The sequence below is a fragment of the Methylomagnum ishizawai genome (assembly GCF_900155475.1).
GTDB classification, from domain to species: Bacteria; Pseudomonadota; Gammaproteobacteria; order Methylococcales; family Methylococcaceae; genus Methylomagnum; species Methylomagnum ishizawai_A.
The window spans coordinates 2,509,674-2,532,760 of the sequence record NZ_FXAM01000001.1; the positions used below are offsets into that span (position 1 = coordinate 2,509,674).

Sequence of the window (23,087 nt, forward strand, 5' to 3'; positions counted from 1 at the left end):
TGTTAACCCCTGCTTGTTCAGGTCGGAGCCTTCTTGGCGGCCGGCGTTTTGGTTTCTCGGGGCGGGGGGATGACGTTGGCGGTCGGTCCCCTCCGATCCGCCCCTGGGATCGCCGTAAATTGTATCCGGGAAAAAAGCCCGTGAAGCCATTCCAAAAACGTGAATATTCACAATTGACGCGGTGCTTGTAATGTGGCAGCAGCCGGGATCGGGCCCGTCCCGGATTCCGCTTATTCCTGCCGGGGATAGATCAACTGCCCGACCGGGAAGCCCAGGCTTTTGGCCTGGGCGGTCAAGCGGGCCAGGACTTCCGGGTCCAGCCGTGGGTTCCGGGCCAGTATCCACAGATAATCCCGGCTCGGCCCCGCGACCAGCGAATAACCGTAGCCCGCGCGGTCGAGTGCCAGGATGTGGTAGCCACCATAGAACGGCCCGAAGAACGAGACCTTGAGGCTGCCCACCGCCGGGCTGCCGATGAAATAGGCTTTGCCCTCGGCTTGTCGCCATACGCCCCGCTCCGCGTCGAAGCCCCGGTTGACCACCCGGACCCCGCCGTCGTCGCGCAGGCTGTATTCGGCGGTGACACGCGACAGGCCGCGCTCGAAGGCGTGGTTCAGCCGGGCGATTTCATGCCAGGTGCCCAGATAGCGGGGTAGCTCGAAACCGTCCACGACGGTCACGCCCCTGGGGGCCCCCACGCAGCCGGCCAGGAGCAGGCAAGCCGCCCCTATCGAAAGGAAACGCATCGGAACCCCCGTCTTAATCGGACTGCTGCGCGGTGCGGAACAGCCAGGCCGACAGCCCCGCCAGCGCCAGGGCCGCCACGCCGGAAATCCAGGTCGGCACCGCCCACGGCCCTATCGCCATCTCCCAGCCCAACAGCGCCCGCAGCAGATGGGCCAACGCCATCAGCCCGAACACGCCGCCACCCGCGAGCAGGGCCGGGCGCTGGTCCGGGTCGGTGGCGGGGTTGGCTTCCGCTTCCAAGGCCGCGCTGTCGGGGGTGGCCCGCTTTTGTTTCAGCAGGCGCTTCCGCAATTTGTCGCGTTCGCGGGCCTTGGCGCTTTGCTGTTTCTTGTAGAGCTCGATGCCCTTGGCGATGCCTTGGGCGATGAGCTTGGTTTGCTCCTTGGTCTGGCCGGGGGTCTGGATGGAGCGGGCCATGCGCAGGGCTTCGGCCTGGATCGCGTCGCCGGGGGATGGGGGATCGGGTTGGGACATGGCGGGGTTGGTCGGGAAGTGGGCGGGATGGGTCGGAAGCGTAGTGTAATCCGGTGGGGATGGGAAGGTGCCGACCTCCCGCTTCCGCCGCGCCCGGCTATGGGGCAAGGCGCGTCCCGGCCCGGAGTTTCGCGCCGAAGCTGTCGGTATCGACCGGCTGGCCGAACAGGTAGCCTTGGAACAGTCCGCAGCCATGTTCCTTGAGGAACTCGAACTGCGCCAGGGTTTCCACGCCCTCGGCCACCACCTCCAGCGCCAGGCTCTGGCCCATGTTGATGATGGTGCGCACGATCACGGCGTCGTTGGCGTCGTGGTGCAGGTCCAGCACGAAGGAGCGGTCGATCTTGAGCTGGTCCAGCGGCAGCCTTTGCAGATAGGCCAGCGAAGAATAGCCGGTGCCGAAATCGTCCAGCGAGAAGCGCACGCCCGCGGCCCGGAGCCCCGCGAGGATGGGCACGATATCGTCCAGCTTGGAGATGAGCATCCCCTCGGTGATTTCCAGCTTGAGCCGGTGCGGCGAAATCCCGGCCCGTTCCGCCGCCGTGTGGATGATGCCGGGGAAGTCCGGCTGGCGGAATTGGCGCGGACTGATATTGATCGACAGGAAGAAATCGGGGGACAGCCAGTCGCGGGTTTCCCAGGCCCGGAGCAGGCCGCAGGCGGTTTCCAGCACCCAGGTGCCGATGTCGATGATGAGTCCGCTTTCCTCGGCCAGGGGGATGAAATCGCTAGGACCGATCCAGCCGCGGTCGGGATGCTCCCAGCGCAAGAGGATTTCCCCGCCCGCGATCCGGCCGGCGGCGTCCACCACCGGCTGGCAGTGCAGGTGCAATTGGTCCAGGGTGCGGGCCTTGCGCAGTTCCGCCAGCAGCGCCACCCTGGCCTCCATCGCCGCCGCCATCGCCGGATCGAAGAAGCAGGCGGTGTTGCGTCCGGCGGCCTTGGCCTGGTACATGGCGGCGTCGGCGCGTTTGAGGAACGACTCGGGCCGTTCCTCGTTGCCCTTGAACAAGGCCACGCCAATGCTCAGGGTGACATGGTGTTCGTGCCCGGCCAACGTGTAGGGGTCGGCCATGGTGGCGATCACTTTGGATGCGACCTGTTCGGCGCGGGCGGCGGCGTCCAAGCCGTCATGGCCCAGCCGTTCCAGCACGATCACGAATTCGTCCCCGCCCAGCCGGGCCACGGTGTCCTCGGAGCGCACGGTGCGCGAGAGGATTTCGGCCACCTGGATCAGCAGGGCGTCGCCCACATCGTGCCCGGCGGTATCGTTGAGGACCTTGAAATTATCCAGGTCGATGAACAGCAGGGCGCCGTATTGTTCCAGCCGGGCCGAGGCCGCGAAAATCTGCTGTAGCCGGTCGTAGAGCAAGCGCCGGTTGGGCAGTCCGGTGAGGGTGTCGTAATAGGCCAGCCGCCGCACTTGTTCCTCGGCTTGTTTTTGCCGGGACAGGTCGAGGTAGGCGCCGACGTAATGGGTGGTGTCGCCGTCGGTGTTCCTGACCGCGCTGATCGACAGCCATTCCGGGTATACCTCGCCGGATTTGCGCCGGTTCCACACTTCCCCTTGCCAGAAGCCGCGTTCGGCCAGTCCCTGCCACATCTCGCGGTAGAAGGCGGTATCGTGCCGCCCGGATTTCACCAGGTTGGAACGCTGCCCGACGATTTCCTCCAGGACGTAGCCGGTGCTTTCGCAATAGCGGCGGTTGGCGCGTTGGATCACGCCCTGGGCGTCGGTGATGATGATGGCCTCGTTGGCCTCGAAGGCGGAAGCCACCAGACGCAGTTCCAATTCGGCGCGTTTCATGTCGCTGATATCGATGCAGCAGCCGACGAAGCCCAGGAACCGGCCCCGTTCGTCGCCGCGGGGCTGGGCGGTTTCGACCAGCCAGTGGTAGGTGCCGTCGTGGCGGCGCAGGCGGTATTCCATCCGGTAGGGCCGGGGCTGGGCGAGATGTTCGCGGTGGGCTGCGAGGCAGGCGTCCCGGTCTTCCGGGTAGAGCCCCGCCTGCCAACCATCGCCCGCCTCCGCCTCCAGGGGGCGGCCGCGGAATTCCAGCCAGCCCCGGTTGAAATAATCGCGCCGGCCTTGGGCGTCGGTGGTCCAGATCATCACCGGGGCGGCGTCGCTCAATTCCCGGAACCGCGCCTCGCTTTCGCGCAAGGCCCGCTCCGCCGCCTTGCGCTCGGACACGTCGCGCGAGGCGCAGAACAACAGCCAGCGCTCGCCCATCTGGATCGCGGTGGCGCTGACCTCGACCTCGAACAGGCTGCCGTCCTTGCGCCGGTGCTGGGTGTCGAACACGGCGGGCTGGCATAGCAATTGGCGGAGCTTTTCCATCAGTTCCGGGCGGGTCCACCGCGCATCCCATTGGGAGACGTGCATGCCTTTCAACTCGCCCCGGCTATAGCCCAGCATCCGGCAGAAGGCATCGCTCATCAGCACCAATTGGCCCTGCTCGCTGAGGACGTGGATGCCGTCGCTGGCGGTTTTCAGCAATAGGGAATTGCGTAGGTTCTCGACATAGAAGGCCCGTTCCAGGCGCTTGCGGATGCGGAGGTCGCGCACGATGGCACAGCCGTATTCCCGCTCGGCATGGACCACCAGGCTATAGGCCATCTCGACCGGGATGGGGTGGCCTTCCCTGGGCCGCTGCTCGGTTTCCACCCGGATATGACTGTGGCGGCGCAGGTAGTCCCAATGGCGTTGCCAGCGCTCCTCGGAAAAATGGGTGTCGATATCGGCGAGGTGCAGGGTCTTGAGTTTTTCCAGGTCGTAGCCCAGCATCCGCGCCGCGCCCAGGTTGGCATCCAGCAGGCGGCCCTGGGCGTCCATCCACAGGATGGGTTCCAGGGATTGCTCGATGCAGGCCCGTTGGAAATCGAAGGGGGGCGGGGGATCGTCGGGGTCGGAGCCGGTGCCGTCCCGCGGCGGCTCCGTTGGGGATTTGCCGCGCCTTAGCCCCATCGTGGCCATGAGGGCGACCGCGCTCCCGGCCAGCCCGAAAGGCTCTTGGGCCGGCTTGGCGACCAGGAACGCGCAGGGCAGGGCGAGCGCGGCCAGCAGCAGGGCCGGCTTCCAGTGGGGGCGGGTGGCGGGGTTGGAGTTTTTCACCGGGTGGGTCGTGCCAAGAGGGTTTCCATCAGCGCGGCCTCGGCGGCGGCATGGACCAGGTCTTCGCAACCCGCCTCGTGGTCCGTCAGTTCGGCGACGCCCATGGAGATGCCGGGCGCGGCATCGGCCTGGAACCGGGCGGTTTCCAGGGCGCGTCCGATGCGGGTGGCGACGCCGCGGCCTTCCTCCAGCCAGGTGTCGGGCATGACGAGGCAGAATTCGTCGCGGCTATAGCGGGCCAGCCAATCGGTGACGCGGATGTTGGCGAACACGATCCGGCCGAAATGGGCGATCCATTGCCGGACCACGGCCTCGCCCTCGGTCTTGGCGAGAATGTCGAGCCGGGTCAGGTTGATCCAGGCCAGGGTCAGCGAGCGGCAATGTTTGCGGGCGCTGTCGAATTCCCTGGGGAGCCGGGCGTCCAGATAGCCCCGGTTATGGATTTGTTTATGCTGGACCGGACCCAGGGTGGTATCCAGGCCGCCGCCGAATCCCAGCCGCAGTCCGGTCAATACCCGTTGTAGGCGGTGGCCCAATTGCGCCGCCAAAACCCCGGCGCGGCAAATATCCAATTCGGGCGGAAAACCCCAGGCCAATAACTGGGTTTCCTCCGCTTCCGAGTCCACGACGACCAGGCCCGGCTTGGCCAGGCGCTCCAAGGCGTGGGCCAGGCCGTCCAGGCTTCCCAGGGCCGCCGTATGCAAAACCAGCAGTTCGGCGGGGTTTTCATAGGGCTCGGCGGGCACATAGGGAATCGGGACCAAGCCCGTGGGGACCAGGATGCGTTGTGCGTCGGCCAGGGAAAGGCAGGCTTCCGGGACGCACCAAGCCAGGGCGGTCGGATGGGGGGTATCCATGGTTGGGGGTTTCCTTGGGGGGATGGGGTAATGGGAAAAGATTCTAGTCGGCGCGACGGGGATGTCAAAGCCGGGTGTAAGGGTGGGAATCCTAAGGTTTGCCCGGCCCCGGTTGGGGGGCGGCGGTCGGCGCGTTCCAGGGCGCGGCGGGGCGATTTTTTTGGGCGGTGGAGGGGCGCGAATCGCCGGTCCAACGGTCGAATCCGCTAGGGCCGTAGCCATCGCTATCCGGCCGGGGCGAGGCTTCGGCATGATCGGGACCAGCCCCCTGATATTCCCACGGCAGCCGCGGCGATGGCCTTGCCGGGGTTCCCTCCACTCCACAGGTATTCGCCATGAACACATCCATCGACCGGTTGGCCCATAGGTTCCACGGCAGCATCGACGAGAAGGCGGGTTCCGTGGTGGTTTGCTTCCGCGATCCGGGCGCGGCGCGGGAATGCGCCCGTGCGATCGAGTCCTCGACCCAGCGCAAGGTCGCGCTGTGCGGCTGCCGGATCGTCATCGAGGGCGACGGCTTCCTGGAACAATTGCGGCAGGCGGGCCTGTAGCCGACGCGGCGGTCACGGTGGCGCGGGTTCCGGCGGAGGATCGGCGTAGAGTTCGGCGATAGCCCGGAACTCGTCCTCTAATGACAGGAAAGCATCCACCACGGCGGGGTCGAAATGGCTGCCCCGACCGGCCACGATGATGGCCTTGGCCTCCGCGTGGGGCATCCCCGCCTTGTAGACCCGGCGGCTGATCAAGGCGTCGTAGACATCGGCCAGCGCCATCAGGCGGGCCGAGACCGGGATGGCCTCGCCGCTCAAGCCCTCCGGGTAGCCGCTGCCGTCCCATTTTTCCTGGTGGCTGTAGGCGATTTCCTTGGCGTAGCGCAGGAAGGGGATTTCCACGCCCAGCGCGAGTTCGGCCTGGGCGATGGCGTCGCGGCCCAGGGTGGTGTGGGTCTTCATGATCTCGAATTCCTCCGGCTCGAACCTGCCCGGTTTGAGCAGGATGCGGTCGGGGATGCCGACCTTGCCGATATCGTGCAGGGGGGCGGATTTGAACAGCAGGTGGATGACCTTGTCGTCGTCGAGGGCGGGGGCGAAGCGGGGATGGACGCGGAGTTGTTCCGCCAAGGCTTTCACATAGTGCTGGGTGCGGCGGATGTGGTTGCCGGTTTCGTTATCGCGGGTCTCGGCCAGCGAGGCCAGGATTTGGACGGTGACATCCTGGATGGTTTCCACTTCCTGGATGCGCCGTTTCACCTCCTGTTCCAGGAATTCGTTCTGGTCCCGCAGGAAATCCCGCACCTGCTTCAAGGCCAGATGGGTCTTGACCCGCGCCAGCACGATGGGCGGGCTGATGGGCTTGGCGATATAGTCCACCGCGCCCAGTTCCAGCCCGTGGGCCTCGTCCTCGGCCCCGTCCTTGGCGGTGAGGAAGATGACGGGGATGTCCGCCGTGGCGGGGTCGGCCTTGAGTTGGCGGCAGACTTCGTAGCCGTCTATCTCCGGCATCATGATATCGAGCAGGATCAACTCGGGAGGGGGCTGCGAGCGGGCGATCCGCAGTGCCCGGTCGCCGCGGTTGGCGACCTTGACCTTGTAATGGGCTTCGAGGATGCCGCCCATCAGGCTGAGATTGTCCGGGGTGTCGTCGACGACCAAGAGGGTGGATTGGGGGGGTGGCTTCGACATGGGGATGGGTTCGGGGCTGGCGTGCTTGAAGGGGGCTGGTATCCGGGCGGGCACGGAGGCCGGGTCTATAGTAGTTTAGTCGGTGGCGGGAAATAATCGAGGCGGGGTTACTACCGGGCGGATGGGCCCGCCTGGACCGGGGTCCGCTAAATCCCCTCCCATTCCCCGCGCCCGTTGTCCGCCACCGGCAACCGCGGCACGAACAGCCGGTACAACACCGGCACCAACAGCAAGGTCATCACCGTGGCGCTGAACAAGCCCCACACGATCACCGTCGCCAAGGGCCGCTGCACATCCGAACCCAGCCCGGTCGCCAAGGACGCGGGCACCAGCCCCAGGATCGCCACCAGCGAGGCGATCAGGATGGGCCTAAGGCACCGGACCGACCCGCGCAGGATGGATTCTTCCAAAGCCGTGCCCTGGAGCCGCAAATCGGTGATGGTGCGCACGATCAACACCCCGTTCATGATCGACACCCCGAACACGGCGGCGAAACCCACCCCCGACGAAACATTGAGGTTCATGCCCCGGAGGTGCAGGGCGACGGCCCCGCCCACGAAGGCGAAGGGAATCGCCAGCAGCAGGATCAACGCCGCCCGCTGCGAGGCGAACATGGCGAGCAGCAGCACATAGATCACTGCGATGGTGACCGGGACCAGCAGCGCGAAATGCCCGCCCGCCCGCTTGAGGTTCTCGAACATGCCGAGCCAGGTGGCGCGGTAGCCCGGCGGCACCTGGATTTGCCCCTCGAACCTGTGCTGTGCCTCGGCCACGAAACCGCCCTGGTCGCGGCCCACGATATCGCTGCGCACGGTCAGGCGGCGGCGGCCATCGGCGCGGGCGATCATGGTTTGCCCATCGACGATATCGATGCGGGCGACCTGGGCCAAGGGAATCGGGATGCCGTCGGCGTTGTAGACCGGCAAGCGCCCGAGCGCCTGGGGCGAACGCAGGTATTCCGGGGCGAAGCGCGACACGATATCGAAGCGGCGCTCGCCCTCGAACAAGCTGCCGATGGGCGCGCCACCGATGGCGGTATCGACCAAGCGGGTCACGTCCTCGATGCGGACGTTGTAGCGGGCGCAGAGGGAGCGGTCGGGCTGGATCACCAATTGCGGCTGCGGGCCTTCCTGCTCGATGTTCACGTCCACCGCGCCGGGTACTTGTTTCAGCAGGATTTCCGCCCGCCGCGCCAGGTCCAGCAGCACGTCGGAATCGGCACCCGAGAATTCAATCGCCATATTGGCCGAGGTGCCGTTGGTGTCCTCGGTCACGCTGTCGATGATGGGCTGGGTGAAATTGAAACGGGTGGTGGGGAATTCGGCGCGGAACCGCGCCCCCAGCGCCGCCACCAATTCCTGCTTGCGCTGGAATTGGGTCCAGCTGTCGCTGGGTTTCGGGCCCACCATCATTTCGATGCGGCTGGGCGGATAGGGGTCGGTGCCGCTGTCGTTGCGGCCGGTCTGGGCGGCGGCGAATTCGATATCGGGGAACTCCAGGGCGATTTCCCTAAGGCGCTGGCCGAAATGCGCGGTCATTTGCAGCGAAGTGCCTTCCGGGAAATTGGCGCGGACCCAGACCACGCCCTCGTCCATATAGGGCAGGAATTCGGTGCCGAGGCGCGGCACGATGGTCGCCAGCACGGCCACGAGCAACACCCCGGCCCCGGCCACGGTCGGCCAGCGCTGGCGTAGCAGGAAGCCCAGCAACGCGGCATAACGCCCGGACAGCCAATGCAGCGCCGGGTTTTCCCATTCCCGGAACCCTTTGCGGAACAGGAAGGCCGACAGCACCGGCACCGCCAGCAAGGCGAACAACGCGGCCCCGGCCAAGGCGAACACCAGGGTCAGGGCCATGGGCCGGAACAGCAGCCCCTCGATCCGGGTCAGGGTCAACAGCGGCAGGAAGGCACCGACGATCATCAGGATCGAGAAGAACACCGGGCGTTCCACATCCAGCGCGGCGGCCAGCACCGTGTGCGGCACGCTGGCGCGTTCGGTTTCGGGTTGGTGTTCCCGGAGGTCCAGGCGGCGGGCGATGCTTTCGCACATGATGACCGCGCCATCGACGATGATGCCGAAATCGATGGCCCCGATGGACAGGAGGCCGATGGGAATCCCGGCGAGATACATCATCACCAGGGCGAACAGCAGCGAGAACGGGATGGTCAAGGCCACCAGCAAGGCCAGGGACGGGCGGCCGAAGAAAGCCAGCAGCACCAACAGTACCAAGCCAATCCCCAGGCCCACGCTATGGCCGACCGTGTGCAGCGTGCTGTCGATGAGATGGCTGCGGTCGTAATAGGGCGCGACCTTGGCCCCTTCCGGCAAGCCTTCCCCGTTGAGTTCGGCGATGGCGGTTTCCACCCGCGCCAGCACTTCCGACGGGTTCTCGCCCTTGCGCAATAGCACGATGCCTTCGACCGCCTCGTCGGTGCGGTCCTTGCTGAAGATACCGGCGGGCACCTTGGCGTCCAGCCGCACCTCGGCCACATCGCGCACATAGATGGGCGTGCCGCCGATGGACTTGATGAAGATCGAGCCGATTTCGTCCTCGTCCTGCAACGCGCCCCGGCCCCGGATCACGAAGGACATGCTGCCCCGCGACAACACGCTGCCGCCCGCGCTCTGGTTGTTGGTCTGGATGGCGTCCACCACGTCGTTGACCGAAAGCCCGTAGCGCTGCAACTGCGCCGGATTCAGCAAAACCCCGTGCTGCTTGGCATAGCCGCCGAAATTGGCGACTTCCGCCACCCCCGCCGCCCGTAGCAGGCGCGGAATCACCACCCAATCGTTGAGGGTGCGCAGTTCCATCAGGTCGAAGCGGCCATCCGACACCAGTTCGTAGCGCAGCACCTCGCCATAGGCGGTCGCCAGCGGTCCCATCTCGGCGTCGGCCCCGTCGGGCAAGTCGAGGCTGGAGAGCTTTTCCTGTACCCGTTGCCGCGCCCAATAGCTCTCGGTGCCTTCCTCGAAAATCATCTGCACCACCGACAGCCCGAAGATGGTGCGCGAGCGGATGGTTTCCACCTTGGGCACGTTGCGCATGGCGATCTCGACCGGGAGGGTGACTTGGCGCTCGACCTCCTCCGGGGCGCGGCCCGGATAGGTGGTGATGACCTGGACCATCTGGGCCGAGATATCCGGGTAGGCGTCGATCTTCATCTGGGTGAAGGTCCAAACGCCCAGCAGGGACAGGGCCACCACGCCGATCAGGACGATCCAGCGGTAGCGCAGCGCGGCGCGGATCAGGAAGGGAATCATCGTGGCTCCACCGCGCCGTGGTCGGCTGCACGCAGTCCGGCCAAGAGGGATTGCACCACCAGGGGCTTCAGCAGGATGGCCCCGCTGCCGACGATGGTTTCGCCGCCCTTGAGTCCCCCCAGGATTTCCACGTAATCGCCCGCCCGCTCGCCGACCTGGATCGGGTTGACCCGCCACAGGCCGGGGTTTTCCGCCTTCAGCACATAGTCGGCGTCGCCGATGTGCAGCACGCCGTCGGCGGGAGCCAGGACCGCCAGCCGGGGGTCGGTGCCGAGGCCGATTTCGGCGTACATGCCGGGCTTGAGCTTGCCTTCCGCATCCATGAGGGCGAAGAACACCCGGAGCGTGCGCCGTTCGGGCGAGAGCGCGGGCGCGAGGCTACGCACCACGCCCCGGAACACCTGGCCCGGCAGGCCATAGAAGCGGGCTTCGCAGGCTTGCCCCACCGCGACCTGGCTGATCCTGACCTCGGGCACGTCAGCCATTACCAGGGACGCCCCGGCGGGTTCTTTTTCCAGCAGGTCCGGGTCCACGCCCGCTTGCAGCAAACGGCGCTCCAGATCGGCGTGGGCGTGGGTGGCCTGGGTCAGGGCGCTTTCGGCGTCGAACACGGCTTTCTCGCCTTCGAGCTGCATTTGCAGGAGGTTGGCTTCCGCCGAAGTCAGGTCGCGCACGGCCTCGGTGCCGGTGGCGACCAGTTTGCGCAGGCGGTCCACCACCCGCGCCTGGGAGTGGTATTGGGCGGCGGTGAGTTCGCGGGTCTTGCTCAATTGCTTGGCGGCGAATTCCATCTCGGTGCCGGTCTTCTGCCAATCGGCGTAGATGCCCGACAGTTCGATGCCGCTGAATTGCCAGCGGTCCTCCATCGGTCCCGCCCCGGCCCTGAGGCGAGCCATCACCGCGCCCGACACCGACAGCAAGGGTGTGGTCAGCCGTTCCTGGCGTACCTGGGCGATTTCCAGTTTCTTTTCCAAGAGGCTCCCCGGCTGTACCGCCACCACGCCCGGCCCGGCCAGGCTCACCGCCGGATTGTCGAGGGGCGCGGCGGGCGGCGCGTTGGCTTCGAGGCGGGTGCCGGGGAAGCGCCAGAACAGGCCGGTGGCGAGTGCCAGGACGGCCAGCGTGGCCGCCGCTTTGACAGTGGGGTGGAGGATCATTGCAATACCTGTTTGCCGACGGCGGCGTTGAGCCCGTGCAGGGAGTGCCAATAGCCGGAACGGCTGGCGATGTGGAGCTTATAGGTTTCGCGGTAGGCGCGTTGGGCGTCCAGCACTTCGATGAGGGGTTTGCCGCCCAGTTCGTAGGCGGCGCGGATTTTGTCGCGCACGTTCTTGGCGGCTTCGAGCTGGCCGGGATCGTCCAGCAACAGGGCGTCGCGGGCGGCGGCGTAGGCCTTGACCGCTTGCTCGATCTCGGCGCGTAGCGTCACCAGTTGCGCCCCGAGGCTCAGTTCGGCCTGGGTCTTGGCGGAGCGGGCCTTGGCGATGTTGCCCTGGTTGCGGTCGAACACCGGCACGCTCATCTGTAGGGCGATGTTCCAGGAATCGGCGTCGGGGAAACCCATCTCGTGCTGGAATTGCCGGGTATAGCCGAAACTGGGCCGCACCTCGGGATAGGCGCGGGTTTCCTCCAGGTCCACGCCCGCCGTGGCGAAGGCGATTTGACGGCGCAGGGCCACGAGGTCGGGCCGGTTGTCCCCGGCCAGGGCGAAGGCGGCTTCCGGCGTGGGCGGCGCGGCGGGGACGGCCACGTCCAGATCGCCCAACACCTCGACTGGGGCTTCCCCCGCCATCCCCAAAAAGGCCCGCAAGCGGCTGAGCGCTCCGGCCAGCGCGGTTTCCCGCGAGCGCACCTCGCGCTGGGCACCGTAGATCGACAGCCGGACCCGGTCCAGTTCGATGGTGCCGACCCCGCCCAAGGCCACCCGGTTGGCGACGATGCCCTGTACCTGCGAAAGATTGGCGAGGTCTTCCCGCGCCAGGGCCAGCTGTTCGCGGGCTTCCAGCACATCGTAGAAGGCGGTGATGGTACCCGCGATGCGCTGGCGCACCAGGTCGGCGAACTGGGCGGTCGCCACGTCCACGCCCTTTTGCGCGGCGACGATGGCGGCGGCGCGTTTGCCGAACAGGAACCAGTCGATGGGGAAGCCCACGAACACATCGGTCTGGGCCGGGCCGCCCTGCTTGGTCGGTCGGAACGGCTGGCCCCAGGGCATCATCAGCAGGTCGGCGGTCACTTCCGGGTTGGGCAGGAGTCCCGCCGTCACCAGATCGGCCTCGGCCTGGCGCACGTTCTCGAACCCGGCCCGGATTTGCGGATCGGCGGCCAGCGCGGTCTGGACCGCGCGGTCCAGGGTGAGCGGGGTGTCTTGTGCCGGGGACGGGGCCGTGGCGGGCCGGGCCTGGGGCGCGGGCGCGGCCTGGGGCGGGCGGATGTCATCGGCCAAGGGGACCGGAGGGTATTCCGGGGCGGCGCAACCCCCCAGCGCGAGGGCCAGGGCGCAGGCCCAGCCAGGACGGGGGGCGGTCCACGGGGAAGGGGCGGGACGGATATCAGAGGGATGCAAGGCCGTTTCCTGGGGTTGTGCGGGCGTCCTGGGCTGCGGGCCGGGCCTTGCCGTTAGGTCCGCCGCCGGGCGCGGTCGGTCGGATGGCCTGTCCGGCCCTGTCTGGCTGGGTCGGGGCGACGCTATTTATAGCGGCTGGAGGCTTAAATTGCCACCGCGGGACCGGCGGAATCTGTCTGGTTCGGTCCGGCGGAACGGGATCGACCGTTACAATCCATGACGGGGGATGTCCCAAGCGATCAACCCGGCGATCACGAATATCCTTGTGGCGTCGGCTCTATTCTCCGTAGGGAAGACGATGTTGCTACGATCCATCACCATGATGATTGCCCTGGTCGGTTTGTGGGCGGTGCCTATCAACGCGGGTTGGGCGATGGTGGCCTATACCAATATATCGACCGATTTATCGGTGGCCGGGCAGACCGATTACGACCCCGCTTTGTTCCAGGATACCCTGGGCTATACCGTCACCCTATCCAATCATGGTTCCACCACCGCGCAGGGGACGGTATTGCATATCGAATGGATCAGCCAGCTCATGGAGGTTTCCAGCGACCTACCGGCGGAATGCACGCACCAAGCCTTGGGTTCCTTGCCGGGACAGGAATGGGTCGAATGTCCCTTGGGCGATTTGGCCGCCGGCGAAACCAGGGTTTACCACATGGACTTCGCCCAATCCTATCGTGGCGCTACGTCTTATATCCGGGCCACGGTCAGTTCGGGCCAGGTGGATACCGATGCGTCCGATAACGATAACCGGGTGGAAACCCCCGGCCTTTATCTATTGCCCGCGACGGCGCTGGACGTTTCCACCCCGGCGGGATCGGCCAATCGCATTCAGGATTCTGACGATCTCGCGTTCGCCATGAAAATGGGGGCTTTCCCCAAAACCCCCGGGGCGGGGCGGCCAGTGCGTATCGTCGCCCGCTTTGTCAATCGCCGGCAAAGTCAGGCCGGGATCATGGGGGTGCTATACACCTTTTCCAAGCCGGTCGCTTTGCTGTCGGGTGGCGATGCCTTATATCAATGTAGGCCGGTGGAGCCGGGAATCTCGATGGCCTGCCTGTTCAACGACGTGGTCCAGGCCGTTCCCGGCCAGGTCTTGTCCGAGGATGTGGGGGTCGCCCTCAAACGGGGGAAGAAGTTCAAGCAGATGTTCACGGTGGTTCCCCAACTGAAGGGGCCGCTATCCATCCAAGCCAGGGTGTTCGGCGTGAAGCAAGACCCGAATCCCGATAACAATACCCGGATCGGGTTCGTCAAGGTCCGCTCCAATCCTTGAATCTTCCCCTCCGGCGACCGGCCATGGACGGCGTGGCCGACACCCCCCTTCGGTATCCATCGCCCCCCCCAACTTGTTAAACTTCGACCTCAGCCGGAGCGCCCGCCCGGGCGTATTCCCACCGTTTTTTCCACGCGCCGTCCAGGCGCGGCCATCGCACGAAGGAAATCCATGTCCGACATCGAAATCGCCCAGCAAGCCCAAATGCGTCCTATCATCGACCTCGCCGGAGACCGGCTGGGCATCCCGGCGCAGCATCTCGACCCCTACGGCCATTACAAGGCCAAGCTGTCGCTGGACTATATCCGTTCGCTCAACGACCGCCCGGATGGCAAGCTGATCCTGGTCACCGCCATCAGCCCGACCCCGGCCGGCGAGGGCAAGACCACCACCACCGTGGGCCTGGGCGACGCGCTCAACCGTATCGGCAAGAAGGCCATCATGTGCCTGCGCGAGCCTTCGCTGGGACCGTGCTTCGGGGTCAAGGGCGGGGCGGCGGGCGGCGGCTACGCCCAGGTGGTGCCGATGGAGGATATCAACCTGCATTTCACCGGCGACTTCCACGCCATCGGCGTGGCCCATAACCTCTTGGCCGCGATGATCGACAACCACATCACCCACGGCAACGAACTGCATATCGACCCGCGCCGGGTGCAATGGAAGCGGGTGGTGGATATGAACGACCGGGCGCTCCGCAAGATCGTCATCGGCATGGGCGGTCCCGGCAACGGCTATGCCCGCGAGGACGGTTTCGACATCGTGGTGGCGTCCGAAGTCATGGCGATCCTCTGCCTCGCCAGCGGCATCGAGGATTTGAAGGAGCGCCTGGGCCGTATCGTCATCGGCTACAAGGCCGACGGCAAAACCCCGATCTATGCCCGCGATCTCAAGGCCCATGGGGCGATGGCGGCCCTGCTCAAGGACGCCATCAAGCCCAACCTGGTGCAGACCTTGGAAAACAATCTCGCCATCATCCACGGCGGTCCCTTCGCCAATATCGCCCATGGTTGCAACACCGTGATGGCGACGAAAACCGCCCTCAAGCTGGCCGATTATGTCGTGACCGAGGCCGGGTTCGGGGCCGACCTGGGCGCGGAGAAGTTCATCGATATCAAATGCCGCATGGCGGGGCTGGAACCTGCGGCGGTGGTGCTGGTGGCGACGCTCAGGGCGCTCAAGTTCCACGGCGGTGTGAAGAAGGAAGACCTGAACCAGGAGAATCTGGCGGCCCTGGAAACAGGCTTCGCCAACCTGGAAAAGCACGTCCGCAATATCCAGACGCATTACCACCTGCCCTGCGTGGTGTCGATCAACCATTTCACCTTCGACACCGAGGCCGAGATCGAGCTATTGCGCCGGAAATGCGAAAGCCTGGGCGTCAAGGTGGTGCTGGCCCAGCACTGGGCGCACGGCGGGGCGGGGGCTGAGGATTTGGCCCACGCGGTGGCGGATATCGTGGACAACGCGCCGGGGCGGCATCAATTCGTCTATGACGGTGGCTTGTCGCTGTGCGAAAAGATCGAGGCCGTTGCCACCAAAATCTACGGCGCGGGTAGCGTGAGCTACGAAGGCAAGGTGCGCGAGCAGTTGAACGCCTGGAATGCCGAATACGGCCAGTTCCCGGTGTGCATGGCCAAGACCCAGATGTCGTTTTCCACCGACGCCACGGTGCGCGGTGCGCCTACCGGCCACAATATCCACATCCGGGAAGTGCGGCTCGCCAGCGGGGCGGGTTTCGTGGTCGCCATCGCGGGCGACATGATGACCATGCCGGGCCTGCCGAAAATCCCGGCGGCGGAGCATATCGATGTGGATGGGAATGGGCGGATTTCCGGTTTGTTCTGATTCCGGCAATCCCGCTAGCATCGCTGGATTCGAGAAAGCGAGGGCATTCCCCCCTCGCTTTTTTGTTACCCTTTCCCAGCTAAACCGGGCGGCCCGCCCCCACCGGACGTCCGTGCGTCCCATGCAAACCCCATGAGGAATCCCGCAGTGAGCGCATCGCCCAACGCCACCCAGAAAAAACTTTTCATCGTCGCCGGTGCCCGCCCCAATTTCATGAAGATCGCCCCGATCCTGCGGGAATTGCGGCGCGGCGCTTATCCCTTCGCGGCCAAGCTGGTGCATACCGGCCAGCATTACGACAAGGCGATGAGCGATGTCTTCTTCGAGGAACTGGAAATCCCCCGGCCCGATTACCACCTGGAGGTCGGTAGCGGTTCCCACGCCGAGCAGACCGCCCGGATCATGACCCGCTTCGAGGCAATCTGCCTCAGGGACCGGCCCGATCTGGTGCTGGTGGTGGGCGATGTCAATTCCACCCTGGCCTGTTCCATCGTCGCCAAGAAACTGCATATCGGCGTGGCCCACGTCGAGGCCGGCCTCAGGAGCGGCGACCGCGCCATGCCGGAGGAAATCAACCGCCTCGTCACCGACGCCATCAGCGATTGGTTCTTCGTGACCGAGCAGAGCGGCCTCGAACATCTGCTGGCCGAGGGCCAGCCCCGCGACCGCATCCATTTCGTCGGCCATGTAATGATCGACAACCTGTTCCACCAAGTGGAAAAGCTCGCTGCCCTGCCGCCCGCCGCCCTGGGCACCACGCCGCTGAAGCAGCGCTTCCCCGAGTACGGCGTCATCACCCTGCACCGGCCTTCCAATGTGGACGACCCACAAGTTTTCAGCGGCATCATGGCGGCTTTGGCCGAGGTATCCCAAGGGCTGCCGCTGATTTTCCCGGTGCATCCACGCACCCGTGGCAACCTCGATAAATTCGGCATCGCCATCCCCGACAGCGTCGTGCTGACCGAGCCCTTGGCCTATATGGATTTCCTCAACCTGTTCAAAGATGCCCGGCTGGTGCTGACCGACAGCGGCGGCTTGCAGGAGGAAACCACCGCCCTGGGCGTGCCTTGCCTGACCTTGCGCGAGAACACCGAACGCCCGGTCACGGTGGACGAGGGTACCAACACCGTCGTCGGGGTCGATCCGGCGCGGATCGTGGCGGAAGCGACAGCCATCCTGGCCGGGCGCGGCAAGCAGGGATGCAGACCGCAATTCTGGGATGGGCGGGCTTCCGGGCGCATCCTGGAAGCCTTGGCGGTGGCGGTCTAGGCAGTGGACGGGCCGGTGCGGGAAGCAATCGAAGCCGCCGTCCAGCGCGGCATCCGGGCCTATATCGAATCCCGGCGCGACAAGGTGCCGGAATTCGTCGAGCGGCATTTTTCCCTGCGCGGGGCTTGGGCCTTGCGCCGCGCCACCCTGGGCCGGGATTTCTACCGCCATCCGCTCAATATGCTGTGGGGTTTGCCGCTGGCGTTGATCCAGGGCGCGGCGGGTTTGGCCGGGCGGATGGGGGCGGAACGCGCCGCCGCTTGGTTGAACCGGGTTCCGCCGGGGATTCCCACCCGGCTCGATAAGGAATTGCGCTGGCTGCTGCATACCGAATTGCTGGAACTGCCCTATGCCGACGAGGGCCGCGAATCCCGTCACGACGCCTTGATGGAAACCTTGCTGGCCCAGCCAGAAATCGCCGCTTTGTGCGAGGAATACTTGCGAGTCCTGGGAAGTCGGGCCGACCGGCCCGGCTTCCGCGCCGCGCTGGAAGCCAATCTGGCGGAATATGGCAAGACCCGCGCCGGGGTGTCGGAATTGGCCGGGAGCCTCATCACCCTCGCCACCGGCTACGCGGTCGCGCAGCAGGCCACGCCTGGCGCTTTCTCGGCGGGTTCCGCCGCTGCCGCCGTCATCGCCCAACACATCGCCATCGCCAATTTTTGGTTGGGTTCGACCGTGGGGGCTTGGTATTACGCGGTGTTCCCGGCCACGGCCTCGGCGGGATTGGTGGCGGCGACCACGGGGGCGTTGCTGGCGGCGGTCGGGGTGTTGGCCGCGCTATCCTGGATCGTGCTGGACCCCTTGCTCGCCAAGACCGGCTTGCACCGGCGGCGCTTGCTGGGTTTCGTCGATGCCCTGGGCGCCCAGCTCGCGGGTGGCGAAGGCGGCGATTACCGGGTGCGGGATCATTACATCGCCAGGGTGTTCGATGTGCTGGACCTGTTGCGGAGCGCGGCGGGGGCGGTGCGCTGAGGGTTCCGCCCGACTGGATGGAGTCTTGGACTCCAATGGCCTTTTTATAAAATAACTCCATGAATAACAAAGAACTTTCCGGGCTGGAACGCAAGTCCCTGCCCGCGTTTCCCGGCTGGGCCGTGGCGCTCGGTCCCGGCATCGTCTGGATGGCCCTGGCCCAGGGCAGCGGCGAATTGATCTGGTGGCCGTATATGATCGCCAAGTACGGGCTGACCTTCCTCTGCCTGCTGCTGCCCGCCTGCTTGCTGCAATATCCGCTCAATATCGAGATCGGTCGCTACACCCTTTTGACCGGCGAAAGCATCTTCCACGGTTTCATCCGTCTGCACCGGGGCTTCGGGATATTCCTGTGGCTGCTGATGTCGGTGTCGTTTTTCTGGTTCGGGGCGTTTGCTTCGGCGGGCGGGACTTCGTTGGCGGCGCTGACCCATTTCCCGGAAGGCTGGACCCCGCGGGGGCAATCGCTGTTCTGGGGCTATTTCACTATCGCGGTGTTCCTGGTGGCTTTGCTGTTCAGCCAGGTGGTTTACGTGCTGGTCGAGCGCTTCATGAAGTTCGTCGCCATCACCACGGTGGTGGGTTTGTTGTGGGCCTGCGCCCAGCCGGAAGTGGCGGCGGCCTTGCCGGGTTTCCTGCGCGGTTTGCTCGGCCCGACCGGACCGATGCCCCGGCCCTGGGAAACCGCCGACGCCACCAAGCTCTTGACCGCCATCGCCTTCGCCGGGCTGGGGGGCTTTTGGATCCTGTTCTATTCCTATTGGCTGCGTGACAAGGGCGCGGGGATGGCGGCGCATATGGGCCGCATCACCGGGGTGGTCGCCGACAAGCCGGAGGTGGTGACCAGCGAGGGTTTCCTGCCGGAGGACAATGCCGAGAACGCCGGGCGCTGGCGCTTGTGGCGGCGTTATCTCGGGGCCGATGCTTGGGTCGGGATCGGCGGCAATGTGTTGACCACGCTGATGACCTGCCTGTTGTCGTATGCCTTGCTCTATCCCAAGGGCTTGCTGCCGCAGGAATACGAATTGGCGGTGGTGCAGGCCAAGTTCTTCGAGGTGGGGTGGGGCGAGATCGGGCGTATCCTGTTCTTGATCGTGGCGGCGGCGTTCCTGGCCGATACCTGGCTGGCGACGGCGGACGCGGTGAGCCGGATGCAGGCCGATATCGTCCATGTGCTGTTTCCCCGGAGCCGTCGCTGGTCGCTCAGGGTGTGGTATTACGGCTTCCTGGGGCTGATGACCCTCGTCACCTGCCTGACCATGCTGCTGGATACCCCTGGCAGCTTGATCCTGACCAGCGCGGTGATCGGTTTCGCCGGGACGGTGATTTTCCCGGTGGCTTTGTATCTGCTGAATTACCGGGTGTTGGCCCCGCATTTGCCGGAATGGGCGCGGCCCGGCGGGATGAATCCTTGGCTGTTGGGGGTGAGTTTCCTGGCCTATCTGGGTTTGGCCTTGGCCTATGGCTGGACGCTGTGGGCGGGCTGAGGGGCTGGGCTGGCTTGCGCCGGGACGATGATTCCGGGGCAGGCCGCGGGCTTGGCCCGCGTCCTGCGGACGGCGCTCTGGGCGGGATGGCCCGGAACGCCGCCCGGCCCCGGATCGGGGCACCCACGGAATCGAAAGGCAGCGAGTCGGCGCGGGAGCTAGGATCAGCCTTTGTGGGCGACCCGGTTCTTGAAGGTCGCGCCCGGTTGGAACTTGGGTACGGTGCTTTCGGGGACTTGGATCGTGGCGCCGGTGGCGGGGTTGCGGCCTTCCCGCGCCGCCCGGTAGGTCGCCTTGAAGGTGCCGAAGCCCGCCAGGGCCACGGGTTCGCCCTTGGCGACGGTGGCGGTGATGGTTTCGAGCAGGGCGTCCAGGGTCTTGCCGATTTCGGTCTTGGTCTGGCCGGAGGTGTCGGCGATGGCGTCGATCAGTTCGGATTTATTCATGCTTGGGTCTCGCAGAGCTTGAAGGGAGGCGCATTGTCGCATGAATCGGGGCGGGCTTTGCATGGGTTTCGCCTGATTTCATAGGGCTTTCGCCGTGGGCGCGCGGGCTGGATCGGTGGTGGAGGCCACCGCTCCCAAACCCCCGCCGCTCAAGACCGGGTCAAGGCATTGCGCCGGTCCGGGAACGGCAATTTCCCCGGCAATATCCACATCTCGTACATCGACACCACCCACATGAACACGAAGGCCATCGCCATGCCGCCGCCGCCCAGGATCACCAGCAGGGCGAAGTTCGGATTGAGCTTGGTCAGCCACCACGAGGTAATATCCAGCAACAGGAACACATAGGGCATGACGATGGCCGCGCCCTTGAGCTTGCCCGGCACCCCCGAGGCCAGGGCGAAGATCAATCCCACGAACATGAAGATGAAGGCGATCCCGAACAAATGGATGTGCGATACCCGCGCCAGCGAAGCGAAGGTCGCGCCCTGGTCGGATTGGGCGCGTTGGTGGATATGCTCGAACTGGGTGAAATCGGGCAGCCCTGCCGCCTCCGAGTTATGGCACATGATGCAGCGCAATTCGATGATGGGCTTGATCTCCTTGTCATAGACCTTGGCGTCGCCGCCGTCGCGCACCCATTGGATGATCTTGAAACGCTCGCTGTCGGGGGCGTTGTTCTTCATGGAGCCGTTCAGCTTGCTCTCCAACACCGAGCCCGAGCGGTTGCCGTAATAGCTATAGACGATGTCCTCGATGGACAGGCCGAACTTGCCATCGGCCATCCCATGCGTGAATAGCACTTGCATGACGGCCACCCCATAGCCGATTGCGATGACTACCAAATACCCGGAAAATAGCATTTTGATCGAGAATCCCAGATTGCTAAGGTTCAATGGCATCGATTCGGCTCCATGGCTGGCGTGCCCCGCGTCGCCGTCCGGCAGATTCCGGGCGGTTCCTAAGGCGTTGAGGGAAGGGCGGTTTTATAGCACAGCGCCCTTCCCAGACGCTGACCCCGGTAGAAAAAACTTCATGCACACATCGGAAATCCAGGCCCAACGGCCCCGCGTCACCGTCGCGACCTTGGTCGAGCGGGACGGACGTTTTTTGTTCGTCGAGGAAATCGACCCCCAAGGCCGCTTGGTCATCAACCAGCCGGCCGGCCATGTCGAGGGCGGCGAAACCCTGGTCGAAGCCGCCCTCCGCGAGACCTTCGAGGAAACCGGCTGGCATGTCCAACCCGAGTATCTGGTTGGCATCTACCTGTGGAGCCGGCCCGACGCCACGGCCAGCTATTGCCGGGTCGCCCTCGCGGGCCGGGCCGAACGCCACGATCCCGCCGCGCCCTTGGATGCGGGCATCCAGCGGGCCTTGTGGTTGACGCCCGAGGAATTGGCCGGGCGGGAGGCTTCCTTGCGTAGTCCCATGGTGCGGCGCTGCCTGGAGGATTATCTGGCGGGCGAGCGCCATCCCCTGTCGGTGTTGAAATCGCTGTTGGCGGCTTGATGGGCATGGCGCACAAGGTCGTGGTGGGCATGTCGGGCGGGGTGGATTCTTCCGTGACCGCCCAGGTCCTGCTGGAACAGGGCTACGAGGTCGTGGGCCTGTTCATGAAGAACTGGGAGGAAGACGACGGCACCGAATATTGCACCGCCCTTGAGGATTTGGCCGATGCCCAGGGCGTGTGCGATAAACTCGGGATTCCGCTCAAGACCGTGAATTTCGCCGCCGAATACTGGGACCAAGTGTTCGAGATTTTCCTGCACGAATACGGGGCCGGGCGCACACCCAACCCGGATATCCTCTGCAACAAGGAAATCAAGTTCAAAGCCTTCCTCGACTATGCCCAGGACTTGGGGGCCGACCTCATCGCCACCGGCCATTACGCCCGCGTCGAACAGCGCGATGGGCGGTTCCATCTGCTCAAGGGCTGGGATGGCAACAAGGACCAGAGCTATTTCATCTATACCCTGGGCCAGCCGCAACTCTCCCGCACCCTGTTTCCCATCGGCCACCTCGACAAGCCCGAAGTGCGCCGCATCGCCGCCCGCCTGGGCTTCGACAACGCCCGCAAGAAGGACAGCACCGGCATTTGCTTCATCGGCGAACGGCGCTTCAAGGATTTCCTGCAACGCTATTTGCCCGCCCAGCCCGGCGCTATCGAAACCCCGGACGGCGTGGCGGTCGGTCGCCACGAGGGCTTGATGTATTACACCCTGGGCCAGCGCCGGGGTTTCGGCGTGGGCGGTATCAAGGGCGCGGACCCGGAGGCTTGGTACGTGCTGCGCAAGGATTTGGAGCGCAATGTGCTGGTGGTCGGGCAGGGCCACGACCATCCTTGGCTGTTCACCGATACCCTGGAAGCGGGCACCTTGGATTGGTGCGATAACCAGCCCTTGCGGGAACCTGTGCGCTGCGCCGCCAAGACCCGCTATCGCCAGCCCGACCAGCCGTGCCGGATCGAACCTGTGGACGGTGGCCGCTGCCGGGTGGTGTTCGACGCACCGCAGCGGGCGGTGACGCCGGGGCAGTCGGTGGTGTTTTATCGTGGGGAGGAATGCTTGGGTGGCGGGGTGATAGAGCGGGCTTTCAACACGGAGCAACCATGAGCGCCAATTGGCATGATGGCGATTTCTATGCCTGGACTCAACAACAGGCCGCTTTGTTGAAAGCGGGCTGGTGGGCCAAACTCGACATCGAACATTTGATCGGGGAAATCGAAACCGTTGATCAGTCGGTTGGCCGTATTATTGGCCCATTTGCTCAAATGGGAATATCAGCCGACCCATCGTGGGCGTAGTGGCGGGCCTGCTGAATAGCCGATTTTGATTGCTGTGGTGGAAATATGGGTTCCAGCCAAGTTTTTCCCTTGGATATAGATACCCTGCCTAAAAACCTAGGTGAAGGCTCAAATCTGGCCTTTCAATCCCAGCCAATTCGCTATCAAGCTGCGCCGGGACGGGTTTATCCGAGGAAGCAGCCTCTGGGTATCTGCGGGCCAGGGGCGAAACAAGCGGGATCGGTGATCGATAAGTTATCCGCGCCGCCGCCCGCCACGCCTTGGTCGGGTTTCGTG

Annotated in this window: 18 protein-coding genes and 1 pseudogene; 9 read left to right on the forward strand and 10 right to left on the reverse strand. The window is 65.1% G+C overall.

Annotated features, from left to right (window positions below; translation table 11 throughout):
• Positions 1–230 precede the first annotated feature (230 nt).
• The 4 genes from B9N93_RS11140 to B9N93_RS11155 form a co-directional block, all read right to left on the reverse strand.
• On the reverse strand, positions 231–746 hold the full coding sequence (locus B9N93_RS11140; protein ID WP_085213632.1) for a lipocalin family protein: 516 nt from the start codon (positions 744–746) through the stop codon (positions 231–233).
• 13 nt (positions 747–759) lie between these two features.
• A complete protein-coding gene (locus B9N93_RS26005; RefSeq protein ID WP_217807295.1) occupies positions 760–1,221 on the reverse strand; it encodes a DUF2956 domain-containing protein in 462 nt (153 codons plus the stop codon).
• Between the two features lie 97 nt (positions 1,222–1,318).
• Positions 1,319–4,336, reverse strand: a complete 3,018-nt coding sequence (locus tag B9N93_RS11150) for a bifunctional diguanylate cyclase/phosphodiesterase (protein WP_085213634.1) — start codon at positions 4,334–4,336, stop codon at positions 1,319–1,321.
• On the reverse strand, positions 4,333–5,193 hold the full coding sequence (locus tag B9N93_RS11155) for a GGDEF domain-containing protein (RefSeq protein ID WP_085213636.1): 861 nt from the start codon (positions 5,191–5,193) through the stop codon (positions 4,333–4,335). Before B9N93_RS11155 ends, B9N93_RS11150 begins: the two co-directional genes overlap by 4 nt.
• A gap of 335 nt (positions 5,194–5,528) precedes the next feature.
• Between B9N93_RS11155 and B9N93_RS11165 the strand changes: the two genes are divergently transcribed.
• Positions 5,529–5,744: a hypothetical protein gene (locus B9N93_RS11165; protein ID WP_085213639.1), complete on the forward strand. Its 216-nt coding sequence runs from the start codon at positions 5,529–5,531 to the stop codon at positions 5,742–5,744.
• A 12-nt stretch (positions 5,745–5,756) separates the two neighbouring features.
• Here B9N93_RS11165 and B9N93_RS11170 read toward each other — a convergent pair whose 3' ends face one another.
• The 4 genes from B9N93_RS11170 to B9N93_RS11185 form a co-directional block, all read right to left on the reverse strand.
• On the reverse strand, positions 5,757–6,875 hold the full coding sequence (locus tag B9N93_RS11170; protein WP_085213641.1) for a response regulator: 1,119 nt from the start codon (positions 6,873–6,875) through the stop codon (positions 5,757–5,759).
• 146 nt (positions 6,876–7,021) lie between these two features.
• Positions 7,022–10,138: an efflux RND transporter permease subunit gene (locus B9N93_RS11175; RefSeq protein WP_085213643.1), complete on the reverse strand. Its 3,117-nt coding sequence runs from the start codon at positions 10,136–10,138 to the stop codon at positions 7,022–7,024.
• Entirely contained in the window at positions 10,135–11,295 is a 1,161-nt protein-coding gene (locus B9N93_RS11180) for an efflux RND transporter periplasmic adaptor subunit (protein WP_085213644.1), read from the reverse strand. Before B9N93_RS11180 ends, B9N93_RS11175 begins: the two co-directional genes overlap by 4 nt.
• Positions 11,292–12,704, reverse strand: coding sequence for a TolC family protein (locus B9N93_RS11185; protein WP_254899380.1), 1,413 nt, complete (start codon positions 12,702–12,704; stop codon positions 11,292–11,294). The genes B9N93_RS11180 and B9N93_RS11185 overlap by 4 nt, the downstream gene beginning before the upstream one ends.
• Before the next feature lie 298 nt (positions 12,705–13,002).
• On the opposite strand from B9N93_RS11185, the gene B9N93_RS11190 reads away from it, so the two are divergent.
• From B9N93_RS11190 to B9N93_RS11210, 5 genes are all read left to right on the forward strand, one after another.
• Positions 13,003–13,986: a DUF11 domain-containing protein gene (locus B9N93_RS11190; protein ID WP_125468943.1), complete on the forward strand. Its 984-nt coding sequence runs from the start codon at positions 13,003–13,005 to the stop codon at positions 13,984–13,986.
• 171 nt (positions 13,987–14,157) lie between these two features.
• A complete protein-coding gene (locus B9N93_RS11195) occupies positions 14,158–15,831 on the forward strand; it encodes a formate--tetrahydrofolate ligase (protein ID WP_085213648.1) in 1,674 nt (557 codons plus the stop codon).
• A 147-nt stretch (positions 15,832–15,978) separates the two neighbouring features.
• On the forward strand, positions 15,979–17,100 hold the full coding sequence (gene wecB / locus B9N93_RS11200; RefSeq protein WP_254899381.1) for a non-hydrolyzing UDP-N-acetylglucosamine 2-epimerase: 1,122 nt from the start codon (positions 15,979–15,981) through the stop codon (positions 17,098–17,100).
• Positions 17,101–17,115: 15 nt separating this feature from the next.
• On the forward strand, positions 17,116–18,075 hold the full coding sequence (locus B9N93_RS11205; protein WP_254899382.1) for a DUF6635 family protein: 960 nt from the start codon (positions 17,116–17,118) through the stop codon (positions 18,073–18,075).
• Between the two features lie 59 nt (positions 18,076–18,134).
• Entirely contained in the window at positions 18,135–19,562 is a 1,428-nt protein-coding gene (locus B9N93_RS11210) for an Nramp family divalent metal transporter (RefSeq protein ID WP_176225233.1), read from the forward strand.
• A 164-nt stretch (positions 19,563–19,726) separates the two neighbouring features.
• On the opposite strand, the gene B9N93_RS11215 is transcribed toward B9N93_RS11210, so the two are convergent.
• Both B9N93_RS11215 and B9N93_RS11220 read right to left on the reverse strand, forming a co-directional pair.
• Complete coding sequence (locus B9N93_RS11215) at positions 19,727–20,071, reverse strand: HU family DNA-binding protein (RefSeq protein WP_439897116.1); 345 nt, start codon at positions 20,069–20,071, stop codon at positions 19,727–19,729.
• Between the two features lie 86 nt (positions 20,072–20,157).
• Positions 20,158–20,910, reverse strand: a complete 753-nt coding sequence (locus B9N93_RS11220) for a GNAT family protein (RefSeq protein WP_085213656.1) — start codon at positions 20,908–20,910, stop codon at positions 20,158–20,160.
• Between the two features lie 133 nt (positions 20,911–21,043).
• Between B9N93_RS11220 and B9N93_RS11225 the strand changes: the two genes are divergently transcribed.
• The 3 genes and pseudogenes from B9N93_RS11225 to B9N93_RS26010 all read left to right on the forward strand — a co-directional run bounded on the left by B9N93_RS11225 (position 21,044) and on the right by B9N93_RS26010 (position 22,830).
• Positions 21,044–21,517 (forward strand): NUDIX hydrolase, encoded by a 474-nt coding sequence (locus B9N93_RS11225; RefSeq protein WP_085213658.1) that lies wholly within the window; start codon positions 21,044–21,046, stop codon positions 21,515–21,517.
• A 5-nt stretch (positions 21,518–21,522) separates the two neighbouring features.
• A complete protein-coding gene (gene mnmA, locus B9N93_RS11230) occupies positions 21,523–22,620 on the forward strand; it encodes a tRNA 2-thiouridine(34) synthase MnmA (RefSeq protein WP_085216248.1) in 1,098 nt (365 codons plus the stop codon).
• Positions 22,617–22,830 (forward strand): annotated as a pseudogene (locus B9N93_RS26010) (DUF29 domain-containing protein). The gene mnmA and the pseudogene B9N93_RS26010 overlap by 4 nt, the downstream one beginning before the upstream one ends.
• Positions 22,831–23,087: the final 257 nt, after the last annotated feature.